This is a genomic window from Kitasatospora sp. NPDC101176 (assembly GCF_044768035.1).
Classification (GTDB): Bacteria; Actinomycetota; Actinomycetes; order Streptomycetales; family Streptomycetaceae; genus Kitasatospora.
On record NZ_JBIWPA010000039.1, the window covers coordinates 53,665 to 76,681 of the forward strand.

Genomic DNA, 23,017 nt, shown 5'->3' on the forward strand with positions numbered 1-23,017 from the left:
TCCGGTGCGGACCGGCGGTCACTCGGTCCCGCACCGGAGCGGCGGTCAGTCGGTGAAGGTGCGCCCCTCCGCCGCGATCCGCTCCAGCAGCGCCGGCGGCGCGAACCGCTCGCCGTAGGCGGCGGCGAGTTCGCGGGCGCGGGCCGCGAAGCCGGCCGGGCCGCCCCGGTACCCGTTGATGTACTGGAAGACACCGCCGGTCCAGGCCGGGAAGCCGATGCCGAGGATGGAGCCCACGTTGGCGTCGGCCACCGAGGTCAGCACGCCCTCCTCCAGGCAGCGCACCGAGTCCAGCGCCTCGCTGAACAGCATCCGCTCCTTGAGGTCCTCGAAGGGCACCTCGGCCCCGCCCGCGCCGGAGAAGTGCTCCAGCAGTCCGGGCCAGAGCCGCCCGCGGCCGCCGTCCTCGCCGTACTCGTAGAAGCCGGCGCCGCCGCTGCGCCCGGGGCGCCCGAACTCGTCGACCATCCGGTCGATCACGGCGTCCGCCGGGTGAGGGGTCCAGCTGCCGCCGGTCGACTCGACGGCCCGCCGGTACTCGTCGCGGATCTTGCGCGGCAGGGTGAGGGTGAGCTCGTCCATCAGCGAGAGCACCTTGGCCGGGTAGCCGGCCTGCGCCGCGGCCTGCTCGACGCTGGCCGGGTGGACGCCCTCGCCGATCATGGCGACGCCCTCGTTGAGGAACTGCCCGATGACCCGCGAGGTGAAGAAGCCGCGCGAGTCGTTGACCACGATCGGGGTGCGGTCGATCTGCCGGACCAGGTCGAAGGCGCGGGCGAGCGCCTCGTCACCGGTCTGCGGGCCGCGGATGATCTCGACCAGGCGCATCTTGTCGACCGGGGAGAAGAAGTGCAGGCCGATGAAGTCGGCGGTGCGCTCGACGCCCTCGGCGAGCACCCCGATCGGCAGCGTGGAGGTGTTGGAGCAGAGCAGCGCGTCGGGGGCGACGACGCCCTCGATCTCCCGGAACACCTTGTGCTTGAGCTCGGTGTTCTCGAAGACCGCCTCGATGACCGCGTCGCAGCCGGCCAGGTCGGCGGGTTCGGCGGTGGGGGTGATCCGGGCGAGCAGCGCGTCGCGCTTGGCCTCGGTGGAGCGGCCGCGGGCGATCGCCTTGTCCAGCAGCCCGGCGGAGTAGGCCTTGCCGCGCTCGGCGGCCTCCAGGCTCACGTCCTTGAGCACGACCTCGATGCCGGCCCTGGCGCAGGTGTAGGCGATGCCCGCACCCATCATGCCGGCACCGAGCACGGCGACCCGGCGGACCGTCCGCTTCTCGACGTCCTTGGGGCGCCCGGCACCGGAGTTGACGGCCTGCATGTCGAAGAACAGCGCCTGGATCATGTTCTTGCTGGTCTGGCCGCAGGCCAGCTCGGTGAAGTAGCGGGCCTCGACCACCATCGCGGTGTCGACGTCGACCTGGGCGCTCTCCACGGCGGCGGCCAGGATGTTGCGCGGGGCCGGGTAGGGGGCGCCGTTCAGCTGCTTGCGCAGGTTGGCGGGGAAGGAGGGCAGGTTGGCGGCGAAGGCCGGGGTCGACGGGGTGCCTCCGGGGATCCGGTAGCCCTTGACGTCCCAGGGCTGGACGGCGGTCGGGTTGGCCTCGATCCAGGCCCGGGCCCGGGCGGTGAGCTCCTCCGGGGTGGCCACGAGCTCGTGGACCAGCCCGTGCTCCAGGGCCTGCGCCGGGCGGTACTGGCGGCCCTCCAGCAGGACCTTCAGCAGGGCGTCGGTGATGCCGAACAGTCGCACGGTGCGGACCACGCCGCCGCCTCCGGGCAGCAGGCCGAGGGTGACCTCGGGCAGGCCGAGCCGGCTGGCCGGAGTGTCCAGGGCGATCCGGTGGTGGCAGGCGAGGGCGATCTCCAGGCCGCCGCCGAGCGCGCTGCCGTTGACGGCGGCGACGACGGGCCGGCCCAGGGTCTCCAGCCTGCGCAGCGCGCGCTTGATCCGCAGGGACTTCTCCAGGACGGCGGCGGCGTCCTCGGGGCGGGCGGCGGAGAGCATCCGCAGGTCTCCCCCGGCGAAGAAGGTCCGCTTGCCGGAGGTGACGATCACCCCGCGCAGCTCCCCCGCCCCGGCGAGCGCGGCCAGCCGCTCGACGACGGCGTCGAAGTCGGCGGTGAAGGCCTCGTTCATGGTGTTGACGGACTGGGTGGGGTCGTCGAGGACGAGGGTGACCACGCCGTCCTGGTCCTGCTCCCAGCGGATGGTGGTGGTGTCGCTCATGAGTTCAGGGTCTCCAGGTCTACCAGGGGGTCAGACGCGCTCGACGATGGTGGCCACGCCCATGCCGCCGCCCACGCACAGGGTGATCAGGCCGTACCGGAGGTCGCGCCGCTCCAGCTCGTCGACGACCGTGCCGAGCAGCATCGCGCCGGTGGCGCCGAGCGGGTGGCCGAGGGCGATGGCGCCGCCGTTGACGTTGACCTGGTCGGGCCGGAAGCCGAGTTCGCGGATGAAGCGCAGGGCGACGGCCGCGAAGGCCTCGTTGATCTCGACCAGGTCGATGTCGGCGGCGGTGAGCCCGGCCTTGGCGAGCGCCTTGCGGGTGGCCGGGGCGGGGCCGGTGAGCATGATGGTGGGCTCGGAGCCGGAGACGGCGGCGGAGACGATCCGGGCCCGCGGGCGCAGCCCGTACCGCTCGCCGACCTCGCGGTTGCCGATGGCGACGAGCGCGGCGCCGTCGACGATGCCGGAGGAGTTGCCGGCGTGGTGGACGTGGTCGATGGCCTCCACCCAGTGGTACTTCTGCAGGGCGACGGCGTCGAATCCGCCGGCCTCGCCGATGGCGGCGAAGGAGGGCTTGAGGCCGGCCAGGGTCTCCACGGTGGTGCCGGGGCGGATGAACTCGTCGCGCTCCAGCACGACCAGGCCGTTGCGGTCGCGGACCGGGACGACCGAGCGGTCGAACAGGCCGTCCGCCTGGGCCTTGGCGGCGCGGGCCTGGGACTCGGCGGCGAAGGCGTCCACGTCGGTGCGGGAGAGGCCCTCGAGGGTGGCGATCAGGTCGGCGCCGATGCCCTGCGGGACGAAGTTCGTCTCGTAGGAGGTCATCGGGTCGGCGAACCAGGCGCCGCCGTCGGAGCCCATCTTGACCCGGGACATCGACTCCACCCCGCCGGCCAGGACGAGGTCCTCCCAGCCCGAGCGGACCTTGGCGGCGGCCAGGTTGACGGCCTCCAGCCCGGAGGCGCAGAAGCGGTTCTCCTGGACGCCGGCCACCGTGTCGGGCAGGCCGGCCGCGATGGCGGCGATCCGGGCGATGTCCGAGCCCTGGTCGCCGATCGGGCTGACCACGCCGAGCACGATGTCGTCGACCGCGGCCGGGTCCAGGTCGGGGAACCGGCGGCGCAGTTCGTGGATGAGGCCGACGACGAGGTCGATCGGCTTGGTGCCGTGCAGCGAGCCGGTGGCCTTGCCCCGGCCGCGCGGGGTGCGGATCGCGTCGTAGACGTACGCTTCGGTGGTCACGGTGGAGAGCCTTTCGGGGGCAGCTTTCGGGGGGTGGCTTCCGGGGCGGGTGGCTTCCGGGGCGGGCGGGTCCGGGCTCGGGCTCGGGGCGGGTGCTCAGCCGAGGATGGAGCGGCCGACGATCTCCTTCATGATCTCGGTGGTGCCGCCGTAGATGGTCTGGATCCGGCCGTCGGTGAACGCCCGGGCGACCGGGAACTCGCTCATGTAGCCGTAGCCGCCGTGCAGTTGGAGGCAGCGGTCGGCGGTGCGCTTCTGCAGCTCGGTGGCCCACCACTTGGCCATCGAGGCGTCCGCCGGGGTGAGCGCGTAGCGGTTGTGCTCGGTGATGCAGCGGTCGACGAAGGCCCGGGTGACGGCGCACTCGGTGGCGAGCTCGGCGATCTCGAAGCGGACGTGCTGGAGCTTGGCGAGCGGGCGGCCGAAGGCCTCGCGCCGCTTGACGTGGTCGGTGGTGATCTCCACCAGGTACTCGGCCCCGGCGATCGCCGCGGCCGCGATGGTCAGCCGCTCCTGGGCGAGGTTCTGCATCAGGTGGACGAAGCCGCCGTTCAGCTCGCCGAGCAGGTTCTCCTTCGGCACCCGGACGTCCTGGAAGAACAGCTCTGCGGTGTCCTGGGCCTTCTGACCGATCTTGTCGAGGTTGCGCCCGCGCTCGAACCCCGGCATCCCGCGCTCGACGACCAGCAGGCTCAGCCCGTGCGCGCCGCCCTCCGGGGTGGTGCGGGCGACCACGATCACCAGGTCGGCGAGGATGCCGTTGGAGATGAAGGTCTTCGCGCCGTCGAGCAGGTAGTGGTCGCCCTGGTCGACCGCGCGGGTGCGGATGCCCTGCAGGTCGGACCCGGTGCCGGGTTCGGTCATCGCGATCGCGGTGATCAGCTCACCGGTGCAGAACCCGGGCAGCCAGCGGCGCTTCTGCTCCTCGGTGGCGAGCGAGGTGAGGTAGGGGCCGATGATGTCGTTGTGCAGGCCGATCGCCAGCCCGGAGGCGCCGGCCCGGGCGAACTCCTCGGCCAGTACGGCGGCGTAGCGGAAGTCCGCGGCGCCGCCGCCGCCGAACTCCTCGGGCACGGCCGTGCCCAGCAGGCCCTGGCGGCCGGCCGCGAGCCAGGCGGAGCGGTCGACGATGCCGGCCTTCTCCCAGCGGTCGTAGTGCGGCAGCACCTCCTTGGCGAGGAAGGCCCGCACGACCTGCCGGAAGTCCTCGTGCTGCTCGGTGTAGATCTCGCGCTGCAACGCTACGCTCCCTGTCCTGTCTCGGAATCGGGTGCCGCCGTCCCGGAATCGGCTGCCACGGCCCCGGTAACGGGCGCCACGGCCCCGGTATCGGGTCGCGCCGCCGCGGCGTCGCGGGCCGCGGCCCCGGCATCGGTGGCCGTCAGGCGGAGCGAGGGCACCGCCCAGTCGCGCGCCACCTCGGCGGTGTCGGCGCCCGGCCGGGCGGGCGGGCGGCGCACCGCGCCCGGGGTGACGGAGAACCGCGGGGCGGGGGCGGGCTGGGTGACCCCGTCCACCTCCAGATAGGTGCCGCGGGCCACCAGGTGCGCGTCCTCGGCCGACTGACGCATCGTCAGCACCGGCTCCACACAGGCGTCGGAGCCCGCGAAGACGGCCTCCCACTCGGCCCTGGTGCGGGTGGCGAAGCGGGCGGCGATCAGGCCCCGCAGTTCGGGCCAGCGGGCCGGGTCGTGCTGGCCGGGGGCGTCCGGGCCGAGCTCCAGCAGCCGGGCGAACTCGGCGTAGAACCGCGGCTCCAGCGCCCCCACCGCCAGGTACCCGCCGTCCGCCGCGCGGTAGACCGCGTAGAACGGCGCACCGCCGTCCAGCAGGTTCACCCCCCGGCGGTCCTGCCAGTGGCCTGCCGCGAGCAGGCCCCAGAGCATGCTCGACAGGTGCGCCGCGCCGTCCACGATCGCCGCGTCCACGACCTGGCCGGCGCCGGTGGCGCGGGCGTGGTGCAGGGCGGCGAGCAGGCCGACGGCGAGGTAGAGCGAGCCGCCGGCGTAGTCGCCCAGCAGGTTGGCCGGGATGCCGGGCGGCTGGTCCGGCCCGCCGGGCGCGGCGACCACCCCGAGCACCCCGGCCACGGCGGCGTACCCGAGGTCGTGGCCGGCCGCGGCGGCACGCGGCCCCTGCTGCCCCCAGCCGGTCATCCGCCCGTACACCAGGGCGGGGTTGCGGGCCAGGCAGGCGTGCGGGCCGACGCCGAGGCGTTCGGCGACGCCGGGGCGGTACCCCTCGATCAGCAGGTCGGCCCGTTCGACCAGGTCGAGCACCCGGCCGGCGCCCTCCGGGGACTTCAGGTCGATCAGCACCGAGCGCTTGTTGCGGTTGGTGACGTCCCGGGCCGGGTCGATCCCCAGCGGGGACGGGTCCGGCCGGTCCACCCGCACGACGTCGGCACCGAGGTCCGCCAGCAGCATCGCCGCGAACGGCCCCGGCCCGATCCCGGCGAGCTCGACGACCCTGACCCCCGCCAGGGGACCGGTCCCGGTGCCCGGCGGAGTGCTCGTGTCACGCACTGGCTGCAGACCCTTCGGGGTTTGACAGTAAAGCTGTAACACTCGCGATGATAGGGAAGCGACCCGCCGGTAACAAGACCCCCGACGGGCCGGGCGACCGCCGGGGTGACCGCCGGGGCGGTGGTCCGGCGACGGTCCGGCGACGGTACGGCGACGCGCTCCGGGACCAGGCGGCGACGGTACGACGACGCCGAGGCGACCGGCCCGGAACCGACGGGCCGGGACGACGGACCTAGAACCAGGGGGCGGCCGCCGCGGTCTGGGCCTGCAGGGCCGCGGTCAGCGCCGTGGCGGCGCCCAGGGCACCGGTCAGGGTGAAGACCGCGCGCCTGATCCGCCCGGCCCCGCCGGCCCCCGCCGCGTCGGCGACCTCGGCGAGGGCCTCACCGGCCACGTCCGCCGCACCCGGCGGCAGCTCCCCCGGGGCGAGCGCCCGCAGCTGCGCCCGCAGCGCCTCCACGGCGTCGAGCAGGGCGCGCAGTTCCGGCGCCTCGCCCGGGGCCGGGGCGCCCTGCTGGTGGGTGTACTCCGCGCGGGCGTGGCCGCCGCTCTGCACGATGCCGGTGACGTTCCCGGTGATGTTGATCCCGGTCCCGCCGTCGGACGCGTTCGCCATCTCGGTCGACTCCTCTGCTCTTCGGGTGGTCCGGTCCGGGGTCGTCCCGGGCCGGAACGCTCTGGGTGGCCCGCGGTGCCACCGGGGCGCAGTCCGGACGGGGCCTGGTCCGGGCGGGGATCAGTCCGGCCGGGGGCTGCCGACGCGCGGCGCGGGGGTGGCGATCGGCTGGTACCAGGCGGCGGCGGACTCCCCGCTCTGCACCACGCCGTGCACGTCGCCGTGCACCTGCACCCCGTGGTTGACCACCACGTTCTGCAGCGCCCGCGCCCCCTCCGTCCGGTAGCCGTGCTCGCGCAGGCACTCCTGGACGGCCGTCACGATCCGGGCCCGGACGCACTTCAGGTACCGCTGGACGTCCATCTCCTGGAACAGCTGCTGGTACGCGGGCTCCGCGCCCAGCTCCCGGACGGACAGCGCGGGCCCGTGGTCGACCAGCCGGTTCTCCCGGCACATCCGCGCGTACCAGGCGGCGTTGCGCACGGCGGCCCGGCGGCTGCGGGCCGCGCGGCGCACCACCCCGGCCGAGCCCGCCACCAGGGCGGGCAGCGACAGCAGCGCCGCCGCGGCGAGACCGGTCCACTCGGCCGCCCCGGTGGCCGGGGTGGCGGTGTCGATCGCGTGGTAGGCCCGGGCGACCGGCGGGAGCACGAAGGCCCGGCTCTCCAGGAACAGCTGTCCGCCCTGGAGTTGGGCCCGGACGAACACGGTGACGACGATCTCCTCGTGCCAGCCGGACACCCGCACCGCGAGGAAGTGCCGCAGGCGTTCCTCGGCCGCGAGGTCGACGCTCTCCACCCACCAGCCCGCCGGGTCCCGCAGGCCGCGGTTCAGGGCGGCGGCGCAGCGGGCCGCGTAGGGCGCCAGGGCCGCGAAGGCGGTGCCCGGGCCGTGCCCGCACCAGTCGCCGGCCGGGCCGAGGCGCTTGCCGCTCTTGAACACCAGGTCGTCCACGGCGATGCCGTGCAGGCGGTCGCCGGGGGAGGCCGGGGCGCCCGCCGCACCGAGCCGGGCGAGCTCGGTGCGCAGCCGGGCGTGGACGGCCGGGGCGGTCAGCGGTGCCCGGGCGGCGTCCGGACCTGCCGAGGGGCCCGCCGAGGGGCCCGCCGGAGGACCTGCCGAGAAGTCGGCAGGGTCGCCTGCCGTCGGGTCGGGCACCAGCTCGTCGGCGAAGGACCAGTGGTCGACCTCGATCCCGGCGCCGACGAAGGGCGCGTAGTCGCTGTAGACCACGTCGGGGTCGGCCTGCTGCCGGGCGAGCCGCCGGTAGAGGTCCTGGTGGGCCGGGTCCGGGTCCTCGGGGGCGGCGGCGCGGCCCGTGCCGAGGTCGTGCAGGGTCAGTTCGAGGCGCCGGTGGCCGGCCAGGGCCACCGCGAACCAGACCGCGACCAGTCCGGCGATCCACGGCCACCCGATGGCCGCGGCCGAGGTCAGCGCCCAGCCGACGGCCAGCCAGTGGCCGAGCCGGCGGCGCCCGGGCCGCCCGGACCGGACCAGCCAGGCCGCGACCAGCGCCAGCGGGAGGGCCAGCTGCAGCAGCCAGATCCGCAGCAGCGGGTCGAGCGCCCCGGCCGGGCCGCCCTCCGCCACGGCGAGGACGGCGCAGACCGTGAGGACCGGCACCACGGCCGCCGCCAGCAGGACCAGCACCGCCCGGGCGACGGCCTGGCGCCGGGCGGCGTAGCACTCCGCGAGCACCGCCACCAGGTCGACCCCGGGGGTCGGCGGCGGCACCCGGTAGGGGTGCTCGGCCAGCTCCTCGATCACCGCGTCCCGGAAGGCCGGATCGAGGTGGGCACCCGCCCGCAGGTAGGCGGTGGCGTCGCCGCGGGGCGTCCCGGTCTGGGCCTGGATGAGCTGCTGGAGCGGGTCCACCGCCGGGACGCCGGGCGGCGGCGGGGGTGTCTGCGGCCGCCGGGGCGGCGGTACCGGTGCGGACGGCTCGGTCATGGCGGGTCCCCTCCCGTCGACTGCGGATCCCCGCACGGGCGCCGGCCGGCGCGGGTGCGGGTGCGGTGCGCTGCGCCCGCCGGCCCGTACGGTGCGCCGACGGGCGCGCGCCGCGTGCGGGTTCGTGCGGTGCGCGTGCGGTTCCTGTGGTGCGCGTGCGGTTCGTGCGGTGCGCGTGCGGATCAACGAGCCTCCCCCGGGCCGGGAGGAGGGGCGCGCGGGAAGATCCCCCGGGAGGGGGAGGGCGACCCTTCACCGGGTTGACGTGGCGCCCCCGGGCGGGGCGCGACCGTGGAACCCATGAGGACCTACGAGAACGCGGTGCGGGCGGGGGCGGCCTGGGTCGCCGTCCTGGCGACGGTGCCGTACCTGACGCTCAAGACGCTCTGGCTGACCGGCCATCCGGTGGGCGCCGACGACCCGGCCGCCCTGGACGCGCTCTGGCTGGTGAACCTGCTCACCTTCGGCATGGACGCCGTCGCCCTGGCCCTGGCCCTGGCCTTCGTCCGGCCGTGGGGCCGGCGGGCGCCCGCCGGGCTGGTGGCGTTCCCGATGTGGGTCGCCACCGGACTGCTCGGGACCATCCTCGTCGCGCTGCCGCTGCTCCTGCTGAGCACCCTGCTGGCCGGCCCCGCTCCGGAGAGCCGCCAGGACGGCCCCGGCGGGCTCGGCGGCTGGGTCTTCGGGGTGGTGTACGGCGGGTTCGCCGTCCAGGGGGTCGCCCTGCTCACCGCCTTCGCGCTGTACGCCCGGCGGCGCTGGCCGGGCCTGCTGCGGGAGCGGATCGGCGACCTGCCCGACTCCCCCACGCTGACCGTGCAGCGCACGCTCGCCTGCGCCGCCGCCCTGCTCGCCCTGGGCGTCGCGGCGGCCCGCACCTACTGGGCCTGCGGCGGCACCGCCGGGCTGCCGACGGCCATGGCCGAGGACCACAACCGGGGCGTGGCGGTGATGGAGGGGGTGACCGCGGTGATGGCGGTGGCCGCCGTCGGCGCGCTGCTGGCCCTCGTGTTCCGGGCCGGGCCGCGGCGGCGGCTGGTCGGGCCGCTGCTGGTGGCCTGGACGGCCTCCGGCTCGCTGTTCGGCTGGGGCGGCTGGCAGGTGGTGGCCTTCGGCGCGACCACGACCAGGGTGACGGACCTGGGCAAGGCCGTTCCCGGGCTGATGCCGCTGGTGCAGGCCGCCCAGGTGGTGACGGGGCTGCTGGTCCTGGTGGTGGGCGCGGTGGCGCTGGTGGAGCGGGCGGCGGCGCGACGGGTGGCGGCGGGTGCGGCCGGTACGGCCGGTACCGGGCCCCGGCCCGGGCGGATGGCGCTCCCCGGAGCGGCCGCTGACGTAGAGTCGCCCGGGTGAACACGGGGGTGGGCAGCCGGATCCGGCGTGCGGCCGGGGCCGGGTTCGGCCGGCGGGCGCGACTGCGCTGGACGCACCTGGTGCTGGGCGGCGCCCTGCTGATGCCGTACTGGATGCTCTCGGTGGTGCTGTTCGGGGCGCTCAACCCGGCCCAGGGGCACCTGCGCCAGGTGCTGTTGCAGATCGCCTCGCTGTTCACCTCCCTGCCGATGGCCGCCGTCACCGCGCTGGTGCCGACCGTCCGCCCGCTGGAGGGGGCCGCGGCGCGGGCGCTGTGCGCGGCGGAGCGGCCCGAGGAGCTGGCGACCGGTCCGTCCCGCTCGTGGGCGGCCCGCTGGCGCACCGCGCTCTGGTACGTGCTGCACCTGTTCTTCGGCGGGGTGGTCTCCGGGATGACGCTCGCCGGGGTGCCGTTCGCGGTGGTGCTGATGTTCTCCTTCGGCGGGGCCGCGGACCTCGCGCAGTACTGGGAGAACCGTTTCCCCGGCTGGATGCTCACCGGGCCGGCGCTGGGCCTCGCCGTCCTGCTGCTGATCGTCGTCACCAACGCCGCCTGCGGCGCGCTGCTGGCCCGCTGGGCCCCCGTCCTGCTCGGCCCGACCCCGGAGGAGCGGCTGGCCGCGGCCGAGCGCCGGGCCACCGTGCTGGCCCAGCGCAACCGGCTGGCCCGCGAGCTGCACGACTCGGTCGGCCACGCGCTCAGCGCCGTCGGCATCCAGGCCTCGGCGGCCGCCCGGGTGCTGCGCAGCGACCCGGACTTCGCGGCCGAGGCGCTGCAGGCGATCGAGGAGACCGCACGGGCGGCCGTCGCCGAGCTGGACACCGTGCTCGGGCTGCTGCGCGAGGAGGACGCCGCCGGACCGGCCGGCCCCACCCTCGGCGGGCTGGACGACCTGCTGCGCCAACTGGCCCGCACCGGCGTCACGGTGTCCGCCGACCTGGCCCCCGGCCTGGCCCGGCTGCCGGCCGGGGTCTCCCGCGAGGCCTACCGGATCGTGCAGGAGGGCCTGACCAACGTGCTGCGGCACGCCGGGCCCGCACCGGCCGGGCTGCGGGTGGCGCTGGCCGGGGGCCGGCTGGAGATCGAACTGACCAACCCGCTGGGCACCGCCCGCCCGAGCCGCCCCGGCGGCGGGCGGGGGCTGCGCGGGATCGGGGAGCGCGCGACGGCCCTGCGCGGCGGCAGCACGGCCGGGCCCAGCGCGGACGGGACGACGTGGCGGCTGGCCGTCTGGCTGCCGGTGGGAGGAACAGCAGGATGAACGAGTACGACCGCGACGGGAACCACCGCGACGGGGGCGTCCGCCAGGACGGGCAGCACCGCGACGGGGGTGCCGGCGACGGGACCGTCCGCGTGGTGATCGCCGACGACGAGCGGCTGGTGCGGGCCGGCCTGCGGGTGGTGATCGACGCCGAGCCGGACCTCACCGTGGTCGGCGAGGCCGCGGACGGCGCCGAGGTCGTCCCGCTGGTGCGCGAGCTGCGACCGGACGTGGTGCTGATGGACGTCCGGATGCCCGGCATCGACGGCATCCGGGCCACCGAGCAGCTGGTCGGCGGGATGGCCGAGCCTCCGCGGATCCTGGTGGTCACCACCTTCGAACACGACGACCACGTGTACGACGCACTGCGGGCCGGCGCGGCCGGGTTCCTGCTCAAGCGGGCGCGGGCCGAGGAGATGATCCAGGCGGTGCGGCTGGTCGCGCGCGGCGACTCGCTGCTCTTCCCGGCGGCCGTCCGCGAACTCGCGCTGCGCCACGGTGCGGAGTCCCGCCGGGCCGCCGCCCCGGAGCGCGGGCCGATCGGCCGGCTGACCGAACGGGAGGGCCAGGTGCTGCGGTTGATGGCCACCGGCCTCAACAACGGCGAGATCGCCCGGGAGCTGGTGGTCAGCCAGGAGACGGTGAAGACGCACGTGGGCGGCGTGCTCGCCAAGCTCGGTGCCCGCGACCGCACCCAGGCGGTGATCGCCGCGTACGAGTCGGGCTTCGTGCTGCCGGGCTGAGGACACCTGCCGGTGAGCGGACGGTCCGGGCCGTCCGGTCACCGGCAGGGACGTTTCTTCCGTCCGACCGCTACCTGCGAGTAGAGTGCGGGATTCCCCCGCAACCGCCCGATACCTCCCGTATCGCCTGGAACGAACTGGTGGCCGCATGACTGTCCGGACCCGCCCCGCGCTCTGGTGGCGCATGGGAATCGTGCTCTCGGCGGGCCTCGGCCTGACCCTCGGGACGGCGCCACTGGTGTACTTCACCGTGCAGAGCAACGTCATCGTGCTCGGCTACTTCATCGGCGCGGTGTACTGGATGACCGAGCGCGGCACCGTGGACGCGCCCGCGCCCCGGCTGCGCGGCGCCGCCACCCTCTACATCCTGATCACCGGGCTGGTCTCGCACATCCTGCTCCAGCACGGCGCCAACCCGCTGCCCGGGCTGGTCGACGGGCCGGACCGGCTCGCCCACTGGTCGTCCTTCTTCCTGCACTACGTCACGCCGGTGATGGTGATCGTCGACTGGCTGGTGCTGAAGCCGCGCAACGCGGCGGCCTGGAAGGACGTCCCGCTCTGGCTGGCGTTCCCGCTCGGCTACGCCGCGATCGTGCTGACCCGCAACGCGCTCTTCGACGACTACCCGACGCCCTACCCCTACTTCTTCTTCGACCCCACCACCAAGGGCTACGGCTACGTCTGGGGCCAGATCGCCCTGCTGACCGTCGAGTTCACCGTGCTCGCGGCCGCCGTGGTCGGCCTCGACCGGCTCGGCACCCTGGTGGCCGCCAGACTCCGGCCCGCCCGGGCCTAGCAGGCCCGCCCGGGCGCACCGGCCCCCGCCCGACGACGGCCGCGAGCGGCGACCGGCCTCAGATCCGCCAGGCGCGGATCCGGTCGGCCGCCGCGTACACGTCGGCCCGACCCTCGGCGACGTCCCTCGCCAGCTCGACCAGCGCCCCGTACGGCGGGTCGACGCCCTCCCCGGCCGCGTGCATGTACGCGGCCGTCGTCATGCAGGCGTACAGGTTGTTGCGCACCGGCAGCGGCCTCAGCAGCACGATCGTGTGCATCAGGGTGGCCGCGCACCAGGCGGCGTCCGCGTCGTGGCCGAGCTGGGCGGTGTTCACCCGCTGCCGGGCGACGGCGGCCTGCAGCGCCGAGTAGTCCCGCACGCTGAGGTCCTCGGGCGAGGCCAGTTCCTGGACGTCCAGCAGCCAGCGCAGGTCGACGTGGAGCAGCGCCCGCTCCGCACCCCTGCCGTTCACGCGGCGGGCGCGTCCTCCGGGAACGCGGCGTCGAACTCGGCCCGGTGCGCCTTCCAGAACGCCACCGCGTGGTCCACGAACACCCGCCGCTGCTGCTCCCGCACGCTCAGGTCGTGGACGTAGGCCTTGACGCTCTTCCCGTCCGCGGCGGCGGCCTCGCGGATCGCGGCGAGCTCGTGCTCCGTGTACTCGATGTTGAGCGCAGGCATGGCGCCGATGGTACTGGAGCACACCGGAGTTGGGTACCGGACCGGCACCGTCGCCGGGGAGCCGGCCGTGCCCGGGGGACGGCCCGGGCACGGCCGGCGGTGGCACCGCACCGGCGCCGTCACATCGGGTCCACCGCCCGCAGGTCGCCGTCCAGCTCCAGCCACCTGGTCGGGCCCAGTCCGCGCAGGAACGGCAGGTCGTGGCTGGCCACGATCAGCGCGCCCCGGTAGGCGGCGAGCGCCTCGGTGAGCTGGCGGACGCTGGCGAGGTCCAGGTTGTTGGTCGGCTCGTCGAGCAGCAGCAGCTGCGGCGGCGGGTCGGCCAGCAGCAGGGCGGCCAGGGTGGCCCGGAACCGCTCGCCCCCGGAGAGGGTGGCGGCCCGCTGGTCGGCCCGGCCGCCGCGGAACAGGAAGCGCGCCAGCCGGGCCCGGATCGCGTTGTCCCCCGCCGAGGGGGCGAAGGACTTGACGTTCTCCACCACGGTGAGCCCGTCGTCCAGCAGGTCGAGCCGCTGCGGCAGGTGGCGCAGCGGCACCGGGGTGGTGATCTCCCCCTCCAGTGCCGCGAGTTCGCCCGCGACGGCACGCAGCAGGGTGCTCTTGCCCGCGCCGTTGCGGCCGACCAGGGCGACCCGCTCGGGGCCGCGCAGATCGAGGTCGGCGGTGATGCCGTGCGGCAGCCGGACCTTCTGCAGGGTGAGCACGGTGCGCCCGGCCGGGACGGCGGTGCGCGGCAGGTCGATCCGGATCGCGGCGTCGTCGCGGACGGCCTCCTCCGCGGCGGTGAGCCGCTGCCTGGCCTCCTCCAGGCGTTCGGTGTGCATGCCCTGGAGCCGCCCGGCCGTCTCCTGGCCCTGGCGTTTGAGCTTGCCCGCGACGATGTGCGGGTCGTTGCGGGCGATCGAGCGCTTCCTCCCGTAACTGGCGCTGCGCTCGAGCCGGACGCGGGCCTCGGTGAGGTCCCGCTTCTGGCGCTGGACGTCGGCCTCGGCGTTGCGCAGGAGCCGCTCGGCCGTCTCCTGCTGGGCGGCCAGGGTGCGCTCGTACGCGGCGAAGTTGCCCCCGTACCACGTCACCGCGCCGTCCCTCAGGTCGGCGATCTGGTCGACGTGCTGCAGCAGTTCGCGGTCGTGGCTGACGATCAGCATGACGCCGTGCCAGCCCGCCACCGTGTCGTAGAGCCGCTCCCGGGCGGCCCGGTCGAGGTTGTTGGTGGGCTCGTCCAGCAGCAGGACGTCGGGGCGGCGCATGAGCAGCGCGGCGAGGCGCAGCAACACGGCCTCGCCGCCGGAGAGTTCGCCGGTGGTGCGGTCGAGGTCGAGCCGGTGCAGGCCGAGCCGGTCGAGGGTGGCGCGGGCGCGCTCCTCGACGTCCCAGTCGTCGCCGACCGCGTCGAAGTGGCGCTGGTCGGTGTCGCCGGACTCGATGGCGTGCAGGGCCTCGCGGGCGGCCCGGACGCCGAGCGCCTCGTCCACCCGCAGCCCGGTGTCCAGCGTCAGGCCCTGCGGGAGGTGGCCGAGTTCGCCGTCGACCCGGACGGTGCCGCCGGTCGGGGTCAGCTCGCCGGCCAGCAGCCGCAGCAGGGTGGACTTGCCGGCCCCGTTGAGCCCGATCAGGCCGGTGCGGCCGGGGCCGACCGCGAGGTGGAAGCCGTCCAGGACGGGCTTGCCGTCCGGCCACTCGAAGGACAGGTCGGTGCAGAGCACGGCGGTGGTGGGTTGTGCCATGAAGGGACTCCCGGATGGTTGCCGAAGGAAGGGGGAGCAACACGGGGAGACACCGCGGGTGCGGGCCGCTACGGCCGGGGGGAGTCGCCGGAGGTCGGCCGCGCGTCCAGGAGGACGCGCAGGGACCGGGCTCGCCAGGGGGCCGTGACCGAGGTCGCACACTCGCGCACCGCGCGGCAACAGGCCTGCGCGGCGGGGGCGGTGTCCCGGGACCTCAGTAGAGCAACGGCCTTCTCCTTGTCTGGCTGGTGGCTCGGACCACGCTACGCACGCCGCCGGACGCGGACAACCGGTTTTCGGGCGGCGGAGGAGGGCGGGTGCCGATCCGGTGCCGATCCGGTGACGGCTCCGTCCCAGCCCGGGGCGGGCGTAAGGAGGTCCTTCTCCGCATGGCAGACTCCTCACCTGCCGCACCTGCGGCCCCTCCCGGGGGGCCGTACCCGCGGAACGGGGCGTGCGGCCGTTATTCACAGGGGGAACTGAACTCATGTCACCGATATCCCGGCCGAGCCGTGCCGTCCTGGGCGCTTCCGTCGCCGCGCTGACCGTGCTGGCCGCCACCTCGTGCGGCCCCGACAACAGCGACCCGGCCGGGGCCCAGACCGCGGCCCCCACGGTGGCCGCCAGCGCCTCCGGCAAGCCGGGCGCGGCGCCGCTCAAGCTGCCGACCGTCGAAGAGCTGAAGACCTGGAAGCTCGAGGACTGGGACAAGTGGGCCAAGGAGAACGTCGTCACCCCGGCGGTCAAGGGCTACTGGACCCTGCAGAAGCTGCTGAACGCCAAGCCCAAGCCGCTGCCGCAGGCCCCGGCCCAGGACCCGACGCAGGCGCCCGCCCAGCCCACCACCGCGGCCCCGGCCCAGCCCACCGCCGCCCAGCCCCCGACCGGGCCCGACCAGCTGCCCGCCGTCGTCCCGGCGAAGCCCGTGGCGCACCCGTTCCCGAAGAACATGCACGTCAACGGCAAGATCTTCTTCAAGGACGGCAACGAGGACTACGTCTGCTCCGGCACCGTCGTCTCCGACCCGGCCAACCCCGGCAAGAGCAACCTGGTGTGGACCGCGAGCCACTGCCTGCACGGCGGCAAGGGCAACAAGTACTACACCGACATCACCTTCGCCCCGGCCTTCAACAGCAACGGCGTGCTGAGCAACGGCAACAAGCAGAAGTCCAAGCTGGACGACGCCGAGCCGTACGGCGAGTGGGGCGCGACCGCCGGCATGGTCTCCCCGCAGTGGACCTCCGAGGCCGACCCGGAGCACGGCGGCCCCTGGAGCCAGTACGACTTCGGCATCATCAAGGTCGCCAACCCCGACCCGAACGGCAAGTCGCTCGAGGAGACCGTCGGCGGCTCGGTGCCGCTGTGGTTCAACGCCCCGCGCGAGCAGCTCGCCTCCGTCAGCAACTACGGCTTCCCGGAGGGCAAGCCCTTCGACGGCGTCGAGCTGGAGCACTGCGACGGCGGCAAGCCCGCCAAGAAGACCGGCGACCCGAGCCGCCCGGCGATGCTGCTGATCGGCTGCAACATGACCGGCGGCAGCAGCGGCGGCGGCTGGTACGCGACCAAGGACGGCAAGCCGGCCCTGGTCAGCGACACCTCCATCGGCAACGGGGCGAACACCTACGAGGCCGGCCCGTACCTCGAGGACGTGGCGGCGCACATGTTCGACTACTTCTCGAAGAAGGCCAAGTGATCCGCTGAGGGGCGACCCTCACGCGCCCGGGGGCCGCGGCCGGCGCGGCCGCGGCCCCCGGGCGTCCCCCGGCACCCGCCGCCCGCGCCGGGCCCGCCGGCCCGGCACCCTGCGGGTTTTCCGCCGCCCGGCGCCCTCCTCCTACAATCGGGCTCATCATGAGCGCCACACTCGTAGTCAAGGACCTCGCCGCCGGCCACGGCGAACGCACCCTCTTCTCCGGCCTGGACCTGGTCGTCGCCCCGGGCGACGTGATCGGCCTGGTCGGCGTGAACGGCGCCGGCAAGTCGACGCTGCTGCGGCTGCTGGCCGGCCTGGACACGCCCGAGGGCGGTTCGCTGCGGCTGAGCCCGGCGAGCGCCAACGTCGGCCACCTGCCGCAGGAGCCGGAGCGGCGCGAGGGCGAGTCCGTCCGCGACTTCCTGGCCCGCCGCACCGGGGTGGCCGCCGCGCAGGCCGCGCTGGACGAGGCCACCGAGGGCCTCGTCGAGGGCCGCCCGGGCGCCGACGACGCCTACGCCGTCAGTCTGGACCGCTGGCTGGACCTCGGCGGCGCCGACCTGGACGAGCGCGCCGAGGAGGTCGCCGACTCGCTCGGGCTGAAGGTCTCGCTCGACCTGCCGATGACGGCGCTGTCCGGCGGCCAGGCCGCCCGGGCCGGCCTCGCCTCGCTGCTGCTCTCCCGCTACGACGTCTTCCTGCTCGACGAGCCCACCAACGACCTCGACCTGGACGGCCTGGAGCGGCTGGAGTCCTTCGTCAAGGGCCTGCGCGCGGGCACCGTGCTGATCAGCCACGACCGCGAGTTCCTGGCCCGCACCGTCACCAAGGTGCTCGAACTGGACCTGCACCAGCAGCAGGTCAACCTGTACGGCGGCGGCTACGAGGCGTACCTGGAGGAGCGCGACGTCGCCCGCCGGCACGCCCGCGAGGAGTACGAGGAGTACGCCGACACCAAGGCCGGACTGGAGGCCCGGGCCCGGATGCAGCGCGGCTGGATGGAGCACGGCGTGCGCAACGCCCGCCGCAAGTCCAGCGACAACGACAAGATGGGCCGCGCGGTGCGCGCCGAGTCCACCGAGAAGCAGGCCTCCAAGGCCCGCCAGACCCAGCGGATGATCGAGCGGCTGGACGTGGTCGAGGAGCCCCGCAAGGAGTGGGAGCTGCGGATGGAGATCGCCATCGCGCCGCGCTCCGGCGCGGTGGTCGCCACCCTGCGCGCGGCCGTCGCCCGGCGCGGCGACTTCGCGTTCGGCCCGGTGGACCTGCAGATCGACTGGGCGGACCGGATCGCCATCACCGGCGCCAACGGCGCGGGCAAGTCCACGCTGCTGGCCGCCCTGCTCGGCCGACTCGAACTCGACTCCGGCAACGCATCGTTGGGCTCCGGCGTGGTGGTCGGCGAGGTCGACCAGGCGCGCGGGCTGTTCCTCGGCGGCGAGCCGCTGGCGGAGGCGTTCGCCGCCGCCGTGCCGGAGCTCACGCCGGAGGAGGTGCGCACCCTGCTGGCCAAGTTCGGCCTCAAGGCGGTGCACGTGCTGCGCCCGGCCGACACCCTCTCCCCCGGCGAGCGCACCCGGGCCGCGCTCGCGCTGCTGCAGGCGCGCGGGGTCAACCTGCTGGTGCTGGACGAGCCCACCAACCACCTGGACCTGCCCGCGATCGAGCAGTTGGAGTCCGCGCTCTCCTCGTACACCGGCACCCTGCTGCTGGTCACCCACGACCGGCGGATGCTGGACACCGTCGCGGTGAACCGGCGGATCGAGGTCCGGGGCGGGCGGGTGCACGAGCTGTAGACCGCCATTGGTCTCTACCTCTTCCCGGCGCGGCGCCCATGTGCTGTGCTGTCGACCATGGTTGAGAACCGTACGATCGACAGCACGGCGGACGGCAGCTCCTACCCGAGCGTCCCGCTCCGCCCCATGACGGTGCCCGCCCACGAGGCGGAGGCCCGCAGCAGGTCCTTCCACGACGTGATGGCGCTGCGCCGGACCGTCCGCGACTACGCGACCCGCCCGATCCCGGACGGCGTGGTCGAGTGGGCGGTCCGGACCGCCAACACCGCGCCCAGCGGCGCGCACGTCCAGCCCTGGCGGTTCGTGGTGATCACCGACCCGGAGCGCAAGCGGCGGCTGCGCGAGGCCGCCGAGGCCGAGGAGCGCGAGTTCTACGCGCATCGCGCCTCGGCCGAGTGGCTGGCCGCACTGGCACCGATCGGCACCGACTGGCGCAAGCCGTTCCTGGAGGACGCACCGGCGGTGATCGTGGTGTTCGAGGTCCACAAGGGGCCCGATTCGCCGCGCCCGTACTACACCAAGGAGTCGGTGGGGATCGCCGTCGGCCTGCTGCTGGCCTCCCTGCACCAGGCCGGCCTGGCCACCCTGACCCACACGCCGAGCCCGATGAGGTTCCTCAACGAGGTGTGCGACCGCCCGGTGGAGGAACGCGCCGCCTACGTCATCCCGGTCGGCTACCCGGCCGACGGGGCGCGCGTCCCGGACCTGCGGCGCAAGGAGCTCGACGAGGTGCTCGTCCGGCTCTGAGCGGCCGGTCGCGCACGCCGGGGCGTGCGGGCGGCCGCCGCCCGGGACCCGGCTGGTGACAGGTCCCGGCCAAGGACATAATCGCGGTCATGAGCCACCCGCAGCCACGGTCCTGCGACCACCCGCCCGCACCGTTCCCCGGCCCCGGCCCCGGCCCCGGCCTCGGTCCCGGCCCGCAGGAGGTCACCACCGGGCGGCCGCCCGAGGTGCTGCGGCTGCCCGGCGGGATCTCGCTGCTGCGCCGCCGCACCACCCACGCGCTCGCCCTCAACAAGGCCGTCCGCGCCAACCTCGACCACCTGCGGCCCTGGATGGAGTGGGCGGCCGAGGCCCCCAGCCGGGCCCAGTCCGCCGAGCTGACCAGGGCCGGCGCCCTCGCCTGGGAGGCCGGCACCGACTTCATGTACCTGGTCGGCCTGGACGCCGAACCCGGCGGGGTGATCGGGGCCTTCGGCCTGCACGGCCGGATCGGCCCCGGCGCGCTGGAGATCGGCTACTGGGTCGCCGCGCGGCACGCCGGGCGCGGCATCGCCACCACCGCCACCGCCGCGCTCACCGAGGCCGCGCTGGCCCTGCCCGGCATCGCCCGGGTGGAGATCCACTGCGACGAGGCGAACGGCGCCAGCGCGGCCGTCCCGCGCAAGCTCGGCTACCGGCTCGACCGGGTCGCCGCGGCCGCCGTCCGGGCGCCGGCCGAGACCGGGCGGCAGCTGATCTGGGTGATGGAGCGGTAGCGGGGCCGCGCCCGCGGGCGGCGGGCGGTGTCGGCCCGGGTTCGTCGCGGCTGACGCGGGCGCCGGCCCGTGGCGCCCGCCGGTCAGTAGCGCCCGCCGGTCGGCGCCGGCAGCGCGTCCAGCTCGGCCAGGTCGGCGGCGGTGAGCACGACCTCGGCCGCCCCCGCATTGTCCACCAGGTAGCGCGGCGTGCGGGTCCCCGGGATCGGGAAGACATGACGCCCCTGCGCCAGCACCCAGGCCAGCGCCACCTGGGCCGGGGTCGCGCCGACCCGCTCGGCGACCGCCGTGACCCTGCCGACCAGCTCCAGGTTCGCCTTCAGCGCGTCCTGCTGGAAGCGCGGCAGGGCACGGCGGAAGTCGTCCGCCGGAAGTTCGTCGAAGGAGGAGATGCTGCCGGTCAGGAAGCCCCGGCCGAGCGGGGAGAACGGCAGGAAGGCGATCCCGTGCTCCTCGGTGTACGGCAGGACGTCGGCCAGGGCGTCCCGGGTCCAGAGCGACAGCTCCGACTGCACGGAGGCCACCGGGTGCACCGCCCGGGCCCGCTCGATCTCCTCGACGCTCACCTCGGACAGGCCGATCCGGCGGGCCTTGCCGGCCTCCACGGCCTCGGCGAGCGCACCCCAGGTCTCCTCGATCGGGACCTCCGGGTCGACCCGGTGCAGCTGGTAGAGGTCGACGTGGTCGGTGCCGAGCCGGCGCAGGCTGTCGTCGATCGCGCGCCGCACGTGCTCGGGCCGGCCGTCGCGCCCGACCCGCTCGCCGCCGGCGCCCGGGACGAGGCCGACCTTGGTGGCCAGGAAGGCGCGCTCCCGGTACGGGCCGGCCAGGGCCGCGCCCACCACCTCCTCGTTGCTGTAGGGGCCGTAGATGTCGGCGGTGTCGATGAGGGTGACCCCGAGGTCCAGCGCCTGGCGGATCACCCGGACGGAGTTGTCGTCGTCCCGGTTGTGCACGTCGTACGCCCAGGTCATCCCCATGCAGCCGAGGCCGATGACACCGGTCTCCGGGCCGTTGGTACCGAACGTGGCGTTGCGCATGGCGGTGTTCCCATCTGTGCGGTGGTGGTGCGGCGGTCGTGCGGCGGACCGACGCGTCCAGCATTCACCTTGGAGTGCGCTCGAGGTCAAGCGCGTCCGCCGGGGCCGGGCCACCGGGGCGGGCGGGGTCTCCCGGAGCCGGGTGTGCGTCAGGCCGGCCGGGCCGCCAGGGACTCCGGGGCCGTCGGGGCCCCGGGCGTCGCCAGGGGCTCCGGGGCCGTCGGGGTCTGTCGGTCCGCGCTGCCCGCGCTCGCCGCCCGGTCGGCCCGGCCCGCCAGGAGCCAGTCCCGGAAGCCGCCGGCCAGGACGAGCTCGGCCAGCGCCGCGTAGCCGCCCGCGCCCGGGTGGGCGCCGTCCCCCGCGGTGGCCTCGGCCACCCACGCGGGGTTCCCGGCCAGCGCCCGGGTGACGTCGACGAACGGCACGGCGCGCTCCGCGCAGACCTCGGCGAGCAGCGGGACCAGGGCCAGCATCCGTTCCAGTTGCCGGGCGCCGCCCATGACCACCGGGGGCGGCCCGACCACCAGCGCGCCGTGGCCGCGGTCCCGGGCGCCGTCGAGCAGCGCGGCCAGGTTGGCCCGCGTCCGGTCCGGCGGGACGCGCGGGCCGCCGGACGGCGACTCGGTGGCGTCGTTGCTGCCGACCGAGACGACCAGCCGGTGATCGGCGCCGGGCACCGTACGCGCCTCGACCTCCGCCCAGCAGCGGTGCAGCACGTCCGTGGAGGTGTTGCGACGGACGCCCAGGTTGTACGCGGTGACGTCGGCCGCACAGGCCTGGAGCGCCCGGCCGGCCCACCCGCGGAACTCCGGGTCGCCGAGGCCCTGGACGAAGGAGTCCCCGAGGAAGCAGATGCGCGTGTCGTCGATCACCGGCTCAGCCTAGGCCGGAGCGCGCGACGGGGTGGGGGCTCGCGCGGATCGTCCCACTCCCTGGACGGGGCCGTCCTGATGACGGCGGGTCGGCCCGGGCCGACCGCCCGGAACGGTCCGCCCGGCCCGCCGCCGCCGCACCGGCCCGGTCGAAACCGGCGCGCGAGAGCCTGCCCGGGGCCATGCGCGCCACCGGGCGCCGCCCGTCCCGTCTTGGCAGCGATCACCGCGGCCGAAGACGCTCTGTGCACAGCCGATCGTCAGCCGATCATCGGTTGATCCCCACCACTCCTCGGAGGACCACCCGTGCCGCTCTCCCGCACCCGCACCGCCCTCGCCGTCCTGCTCGTCGTCGGCGCCACCGCCCTGGCCGCGCCGGCCCACGCCGCCGGCGGCCACCGCGCGCTCAGCCGCTTCGACGACGGCAGCTTCGAGACCCCGAAGGCCCCGGCGAACTCCTTCACCGGGGTGGCGGCCGGTCAGACCATCGGTCCGTGGAAGGTCACCGCCGGCAGCGTCGACCTGATCGGCGCCGGGTTCTGGCAGGCCGCCGAAGGCGACCAGTCGCTCGACCTCAACGGCTCCGGCAGCGGCACCATCGCCCAGAGCTTCACCACCACCCCCGGCACCACCTACTCCGTCACCTACGCGCTCGCCGGCAACCCCGAGGGCGGGGTCGCCCTGCGCACCGGCCGGGCGCTGATCGACGGCCAGGACTTCCAGGACTTCTCCTTCGACGTCACCGGCAGGACGAGGGCCGCCATGGGCTACGTGGGGCGCCAGTTCACCTTCGTCGCGCAGGGCACGTCCACCACCCTGAGCTTCGTCAGCACCGTCGGCGGCGCGTACGGCCCGGTCCTCGACGACGTCCAGGTGAAGGAGTGCACCTCCTGCTGCGGCCGCTGACCGGCTCCGGCCGACCCGCGGGCCCGGGGGGGGGGCGGCGCCCCCCCCCGCCCCCCCCCCCCCCGCCCCCCCCCCCCCCCACCACAACAAAAAAAAAAAACGCCCGCGCGGGGGTGGGGGGGC

20 protein-coding genes are annotated in these 23,017 nt (G+C 75.1%); 9 read left to right on the plus strand and 11 right to left on the minus strand.

The features are described 5' to 3' along the window. Positions 1–45: 45 nt before the first annotated feature. The 6 genes from ACIRS1_RS34455 to ACIRS1_RS34480 all read right to left on the minus strand — a co-directional run bounded on the left by ACIRS1_RS34455 (position 46) and on the right by ACIRS1_RS34480 (position 8,562). Positions 46–2,226 (minus strand): 3-hydroxyacyl-CoA dehydrogenase NAD-binding domain-containing protein, encoded by a 2,181-nt coding sequence (locus ACIRS1_RS34455; protein ID WP_402846177.1) that lies wholly within the window; start codon positions 2,224–2,226, stop codon positions 46–48. 30 nt (positions 2,227–2,256) lie between these two features. Beyond that, a complete protein-coding gene (locus ACIRS1_RS34460) occupies positions 2,257–3,471 on the minus strand; it encodes an acetyl-CoA C-acetyltransferase (protein WP_402846179.1) in 1,215 nt (404 codons plus the stop codon). 96 nt (positions 3,472–3,567) lie between these two features. Continuing rightward, complete coding sequence (locus ACIRS1_RS34465) at positions 3,568–4,710, minus strand: acyl-CoA dehydrogenase family protein (protein ID WP_360214148.1); 1,143 nt, start codon at positions 4,708–4,710, stop codon at positions 3,568–3,570. A gap of 2 nt (positions 4,711–4,712) precedes the next feature. Then, a complete protein-coding gene (locus ACIRS1_RS34470; protein WP_402846181.1) occupies positions 4,713–6,038 on the minus strand; it encodes a CaiB/BaiF CoA transferase family protein in 1,326 nt (441 codons plus the stop codon). Positions 6,039–6,228: 190 nt separating this feature from the next. Further along, positions 6,229–6,612: a DUF5955 family protein gene (locus tag ACIRS1_RS34475; RefSeq protein ID WP_402846183.1), complete on the minus strand. Its 384-nt coding sequence runs from the start codon at positions 6,610–6,612 to the stop codon at positions 6,229–6,231. Positions 6,613–6,732: 120 nt separating this feature from the next. Beyond that, entirely contained in the window at positions 6,733–8,562 is a 1,830-nt protein-coding gene (locus ACIRS1_RS34480; protein WP_402846185.1) for a hypothetical protein, read from the minus strand. A 300-nt stretch (positions 8,563–8,862) separates the two neighbouring features. Between ACIRS1_RS34480 and ACIRS1_RS34485 the strand changes: the two genes are divergently transcribed. The 4 genes from ACIRS1_RS34485 to ACIRS1_RS34500 all read left to right on the plus strand — a co-directional run bounded on the left by ACIRS1_RS34485 (position 8,863) and on the right by ACIRS1_RS34500 (position 12,716). Beyond that, on the plus strand, positions 8,863–9,915 hold the full coding sequence (locus ACIRS1_RS34485) for a hypothetical protein (protein ID WP_402846187.1): 1,053 nt from the start codon (positions 8,863–8,865) through the stop codon (positions 9,913–9,915). Then, positions 9,912–11,177 (plus strand): sensor histidine kinase, encoded by a 1,266-nt coding sequence (locus ACIRS1_RS34490; protein ID WP_402846188.1) that lies wholly within the window; start codon positions 9,912–9,914, stop codon positions 11,175–11,177. Before ACIRS1_RS34485 ends, ACIRS1_RS34490 begins: the two co-directional genes overlap by 4 nt. Next, on the plus strand, positions 11,174–11,920 hold the full coding sequence (locus tag ACIRS1_RS34495; protein WP_402846191.1) for a response regulator: 747 nt from the start codon (positions 11,174–11,176) through the stop codon (positions 11,918–11,920). Before ACIRS1_RS34490 ends, ACIRS1_RS34495 begins: the two co-directional genes overlap by 4 nt. 148 nt (positions 11,921–12,068) lie before the next feature. Further along, positions 12,069–12,716 (plus strand): Pr6Pr family membrane protein, encoded by a 648-nt coding sequence (locus tag ACIRS1_RS34500; protein ID WP_360214134.1) that lies wholly within the window; start codon positions 12,069–12,071, stop codon positions 12,714–12,716. A 58-nt stretch (positions 12,717–12,774) separates the two neighbouring features. On the opposite strand, the gene ACIRS1_RS34505 is transcribed toward ACIRS1_RS34500, so the two are convergent. From ACIRS1_RS34505 to ACIRS1_RS34515, 3 genes are all read right to left on the minus strand, one after another. Continuing rightward, on the minus strand, positions 12,775–13,170 hold the full coding sequence (locus ACIRS1_RS34505) for a toxin Doc (RefSeq protein ID WP_402846194.1): 396 nt from the start codon (positions 13,168–13,170) through the stop codon (positions 12,775–12,777). Next, positions 13,167–13,379, minus strand: coding sequence for a hypothetical protein (locus ACIRS1_RS34510; protein WP_360214130.1), 213 nt, complete (start codon positions 13,377–13,379; stop codon positions 13,167–13,169). Before ACIRS1_RS34510 ends, ACIRS1_RS34505 begins: the two co-directional genes overlap by 4 nt. 119 nt (positions 13,380–13,498) lie before the next feature. Continuing rightward, entirely contained in the window at positions 13,499–15,106 is a 1,608-nt protein-coding gene (locus ACIRS1_RS34515) for an ABC-F family ATP-binding cassette domain-containing protein (RefSeq protein ID WP_402846196.1), read from the minus strand. Positions 15,107–15,593: 487 nt separating this feature from the next. On the opposite strand from ACIRS1_RS34515, the gene ACIRS1_RS34520 reads away from it, so the two are divergent. From ACIRS1_RS34520 to ACIRS1_RS34535, 4 genes are all read left to right on the plus strand, one after another. After that, the gene (locus ACIRS1_RS34520; RefSeq protein ID WP_402846198.1) at positions 15,594–16,799 is read left to right on the plus strand and encodes a trypsin-like serine peptidase; all 1,206 of its coding nucleotides are present in this window, start codon (positions 15,594–15,596) and stop codon (positions 16,797–16,799) included. A 158-nt stretch (positions 16,800–16,957) separates the two neighbouring features. Next, the gene (locus tag ACIRS1_RS34525; protein WP_402846200.1) at positions 16,958–18,595 is read left to right on the plus strand and encodes an ABC-F family ATP-binding cassette domain-containing protein; all 1,638 of its coding nucleotides are present in this window, start codon (positions 16,958–16,960) and stop codon (positions 18,593–18,595) included. Between the two features lie 57 nt (positions 18,596–18,652). Further along, positions 18,653–19,342: a nitroreductase family protein gene (locus ACIRS1_RS34530; protein ID WP_360214122.1), complete on the plus strand. Its 690-nt coding sequence runs from the start codon at positions 18,653–18,655 to the stop codon at positions 19,340–19,342. An 89-nt stretch (positions 19,343–19,431) separates the two neighbouring features. Continuing rightward, positions 19,432–20,076 (plus strand): GNAT family N-acetyltransferase, encoded by a 645-nt coding sequence (locus ACIRS1_RS34535; protein WP_402846203.1) that lies wholly within the window; start codon positions 19,432–19,434, stop codon positions 20,074–20,076. Positions 20,077–20,159: 83 nt separating this feature from the next. Here the strand turns inward: ACIRS1_RS34535 and ACIRS1_RS34540 are convergent, their stop codons facing one another. Together ACIRS1_RS34540 and ACIRS1_RS34545 are read right to left on the minus strand one after the other, a co-directional pair. After that, on the minus strand, positions 20,160–21,116 hold the full coding sequence (locus tag ACIRS1_RS34540) for an aldo/keto reductase (RefSeq protein WP_402846205.1): 957 nt from the start codon (positions 21,114–21,116) through the stop codon (positions 20,160–20,162). Between the two features lie 149 nt (positions 21,117–21,265). Beyond that, positions 21,266–21,988: a GDSL-type esterase/lipase family protein gene (locus ACIRS1_RS34545; RefSeq protein WP_402846207.1), complete on the minus strand. Its 723-nt coding sequence runs from the start codon at positions 21,986–21,988 to the stop codon at positions 21,266–21,268. A gap of 306 nt (positions 21,989–22,294) precedes the next feature. Between ACIRS1_RS34545 and ACIRS1_RS34550 the strand changes: the two genes are divergently transcribed. Further along, positions 22,295–22,894 carry a choice-of-anchor C family protein gene (locus ACIRS1_RS34550; protein WP_402846209.1) on the plus strand — a complete coding sequence of 200 codons (600 nt, stop codon included), beginning with the start codon at positions 22,295–22,297 and terminating at the stop codon, positions 22,892–22,894. Positions 22,895–23,017 lie beyond the last annotated feature (123 nt).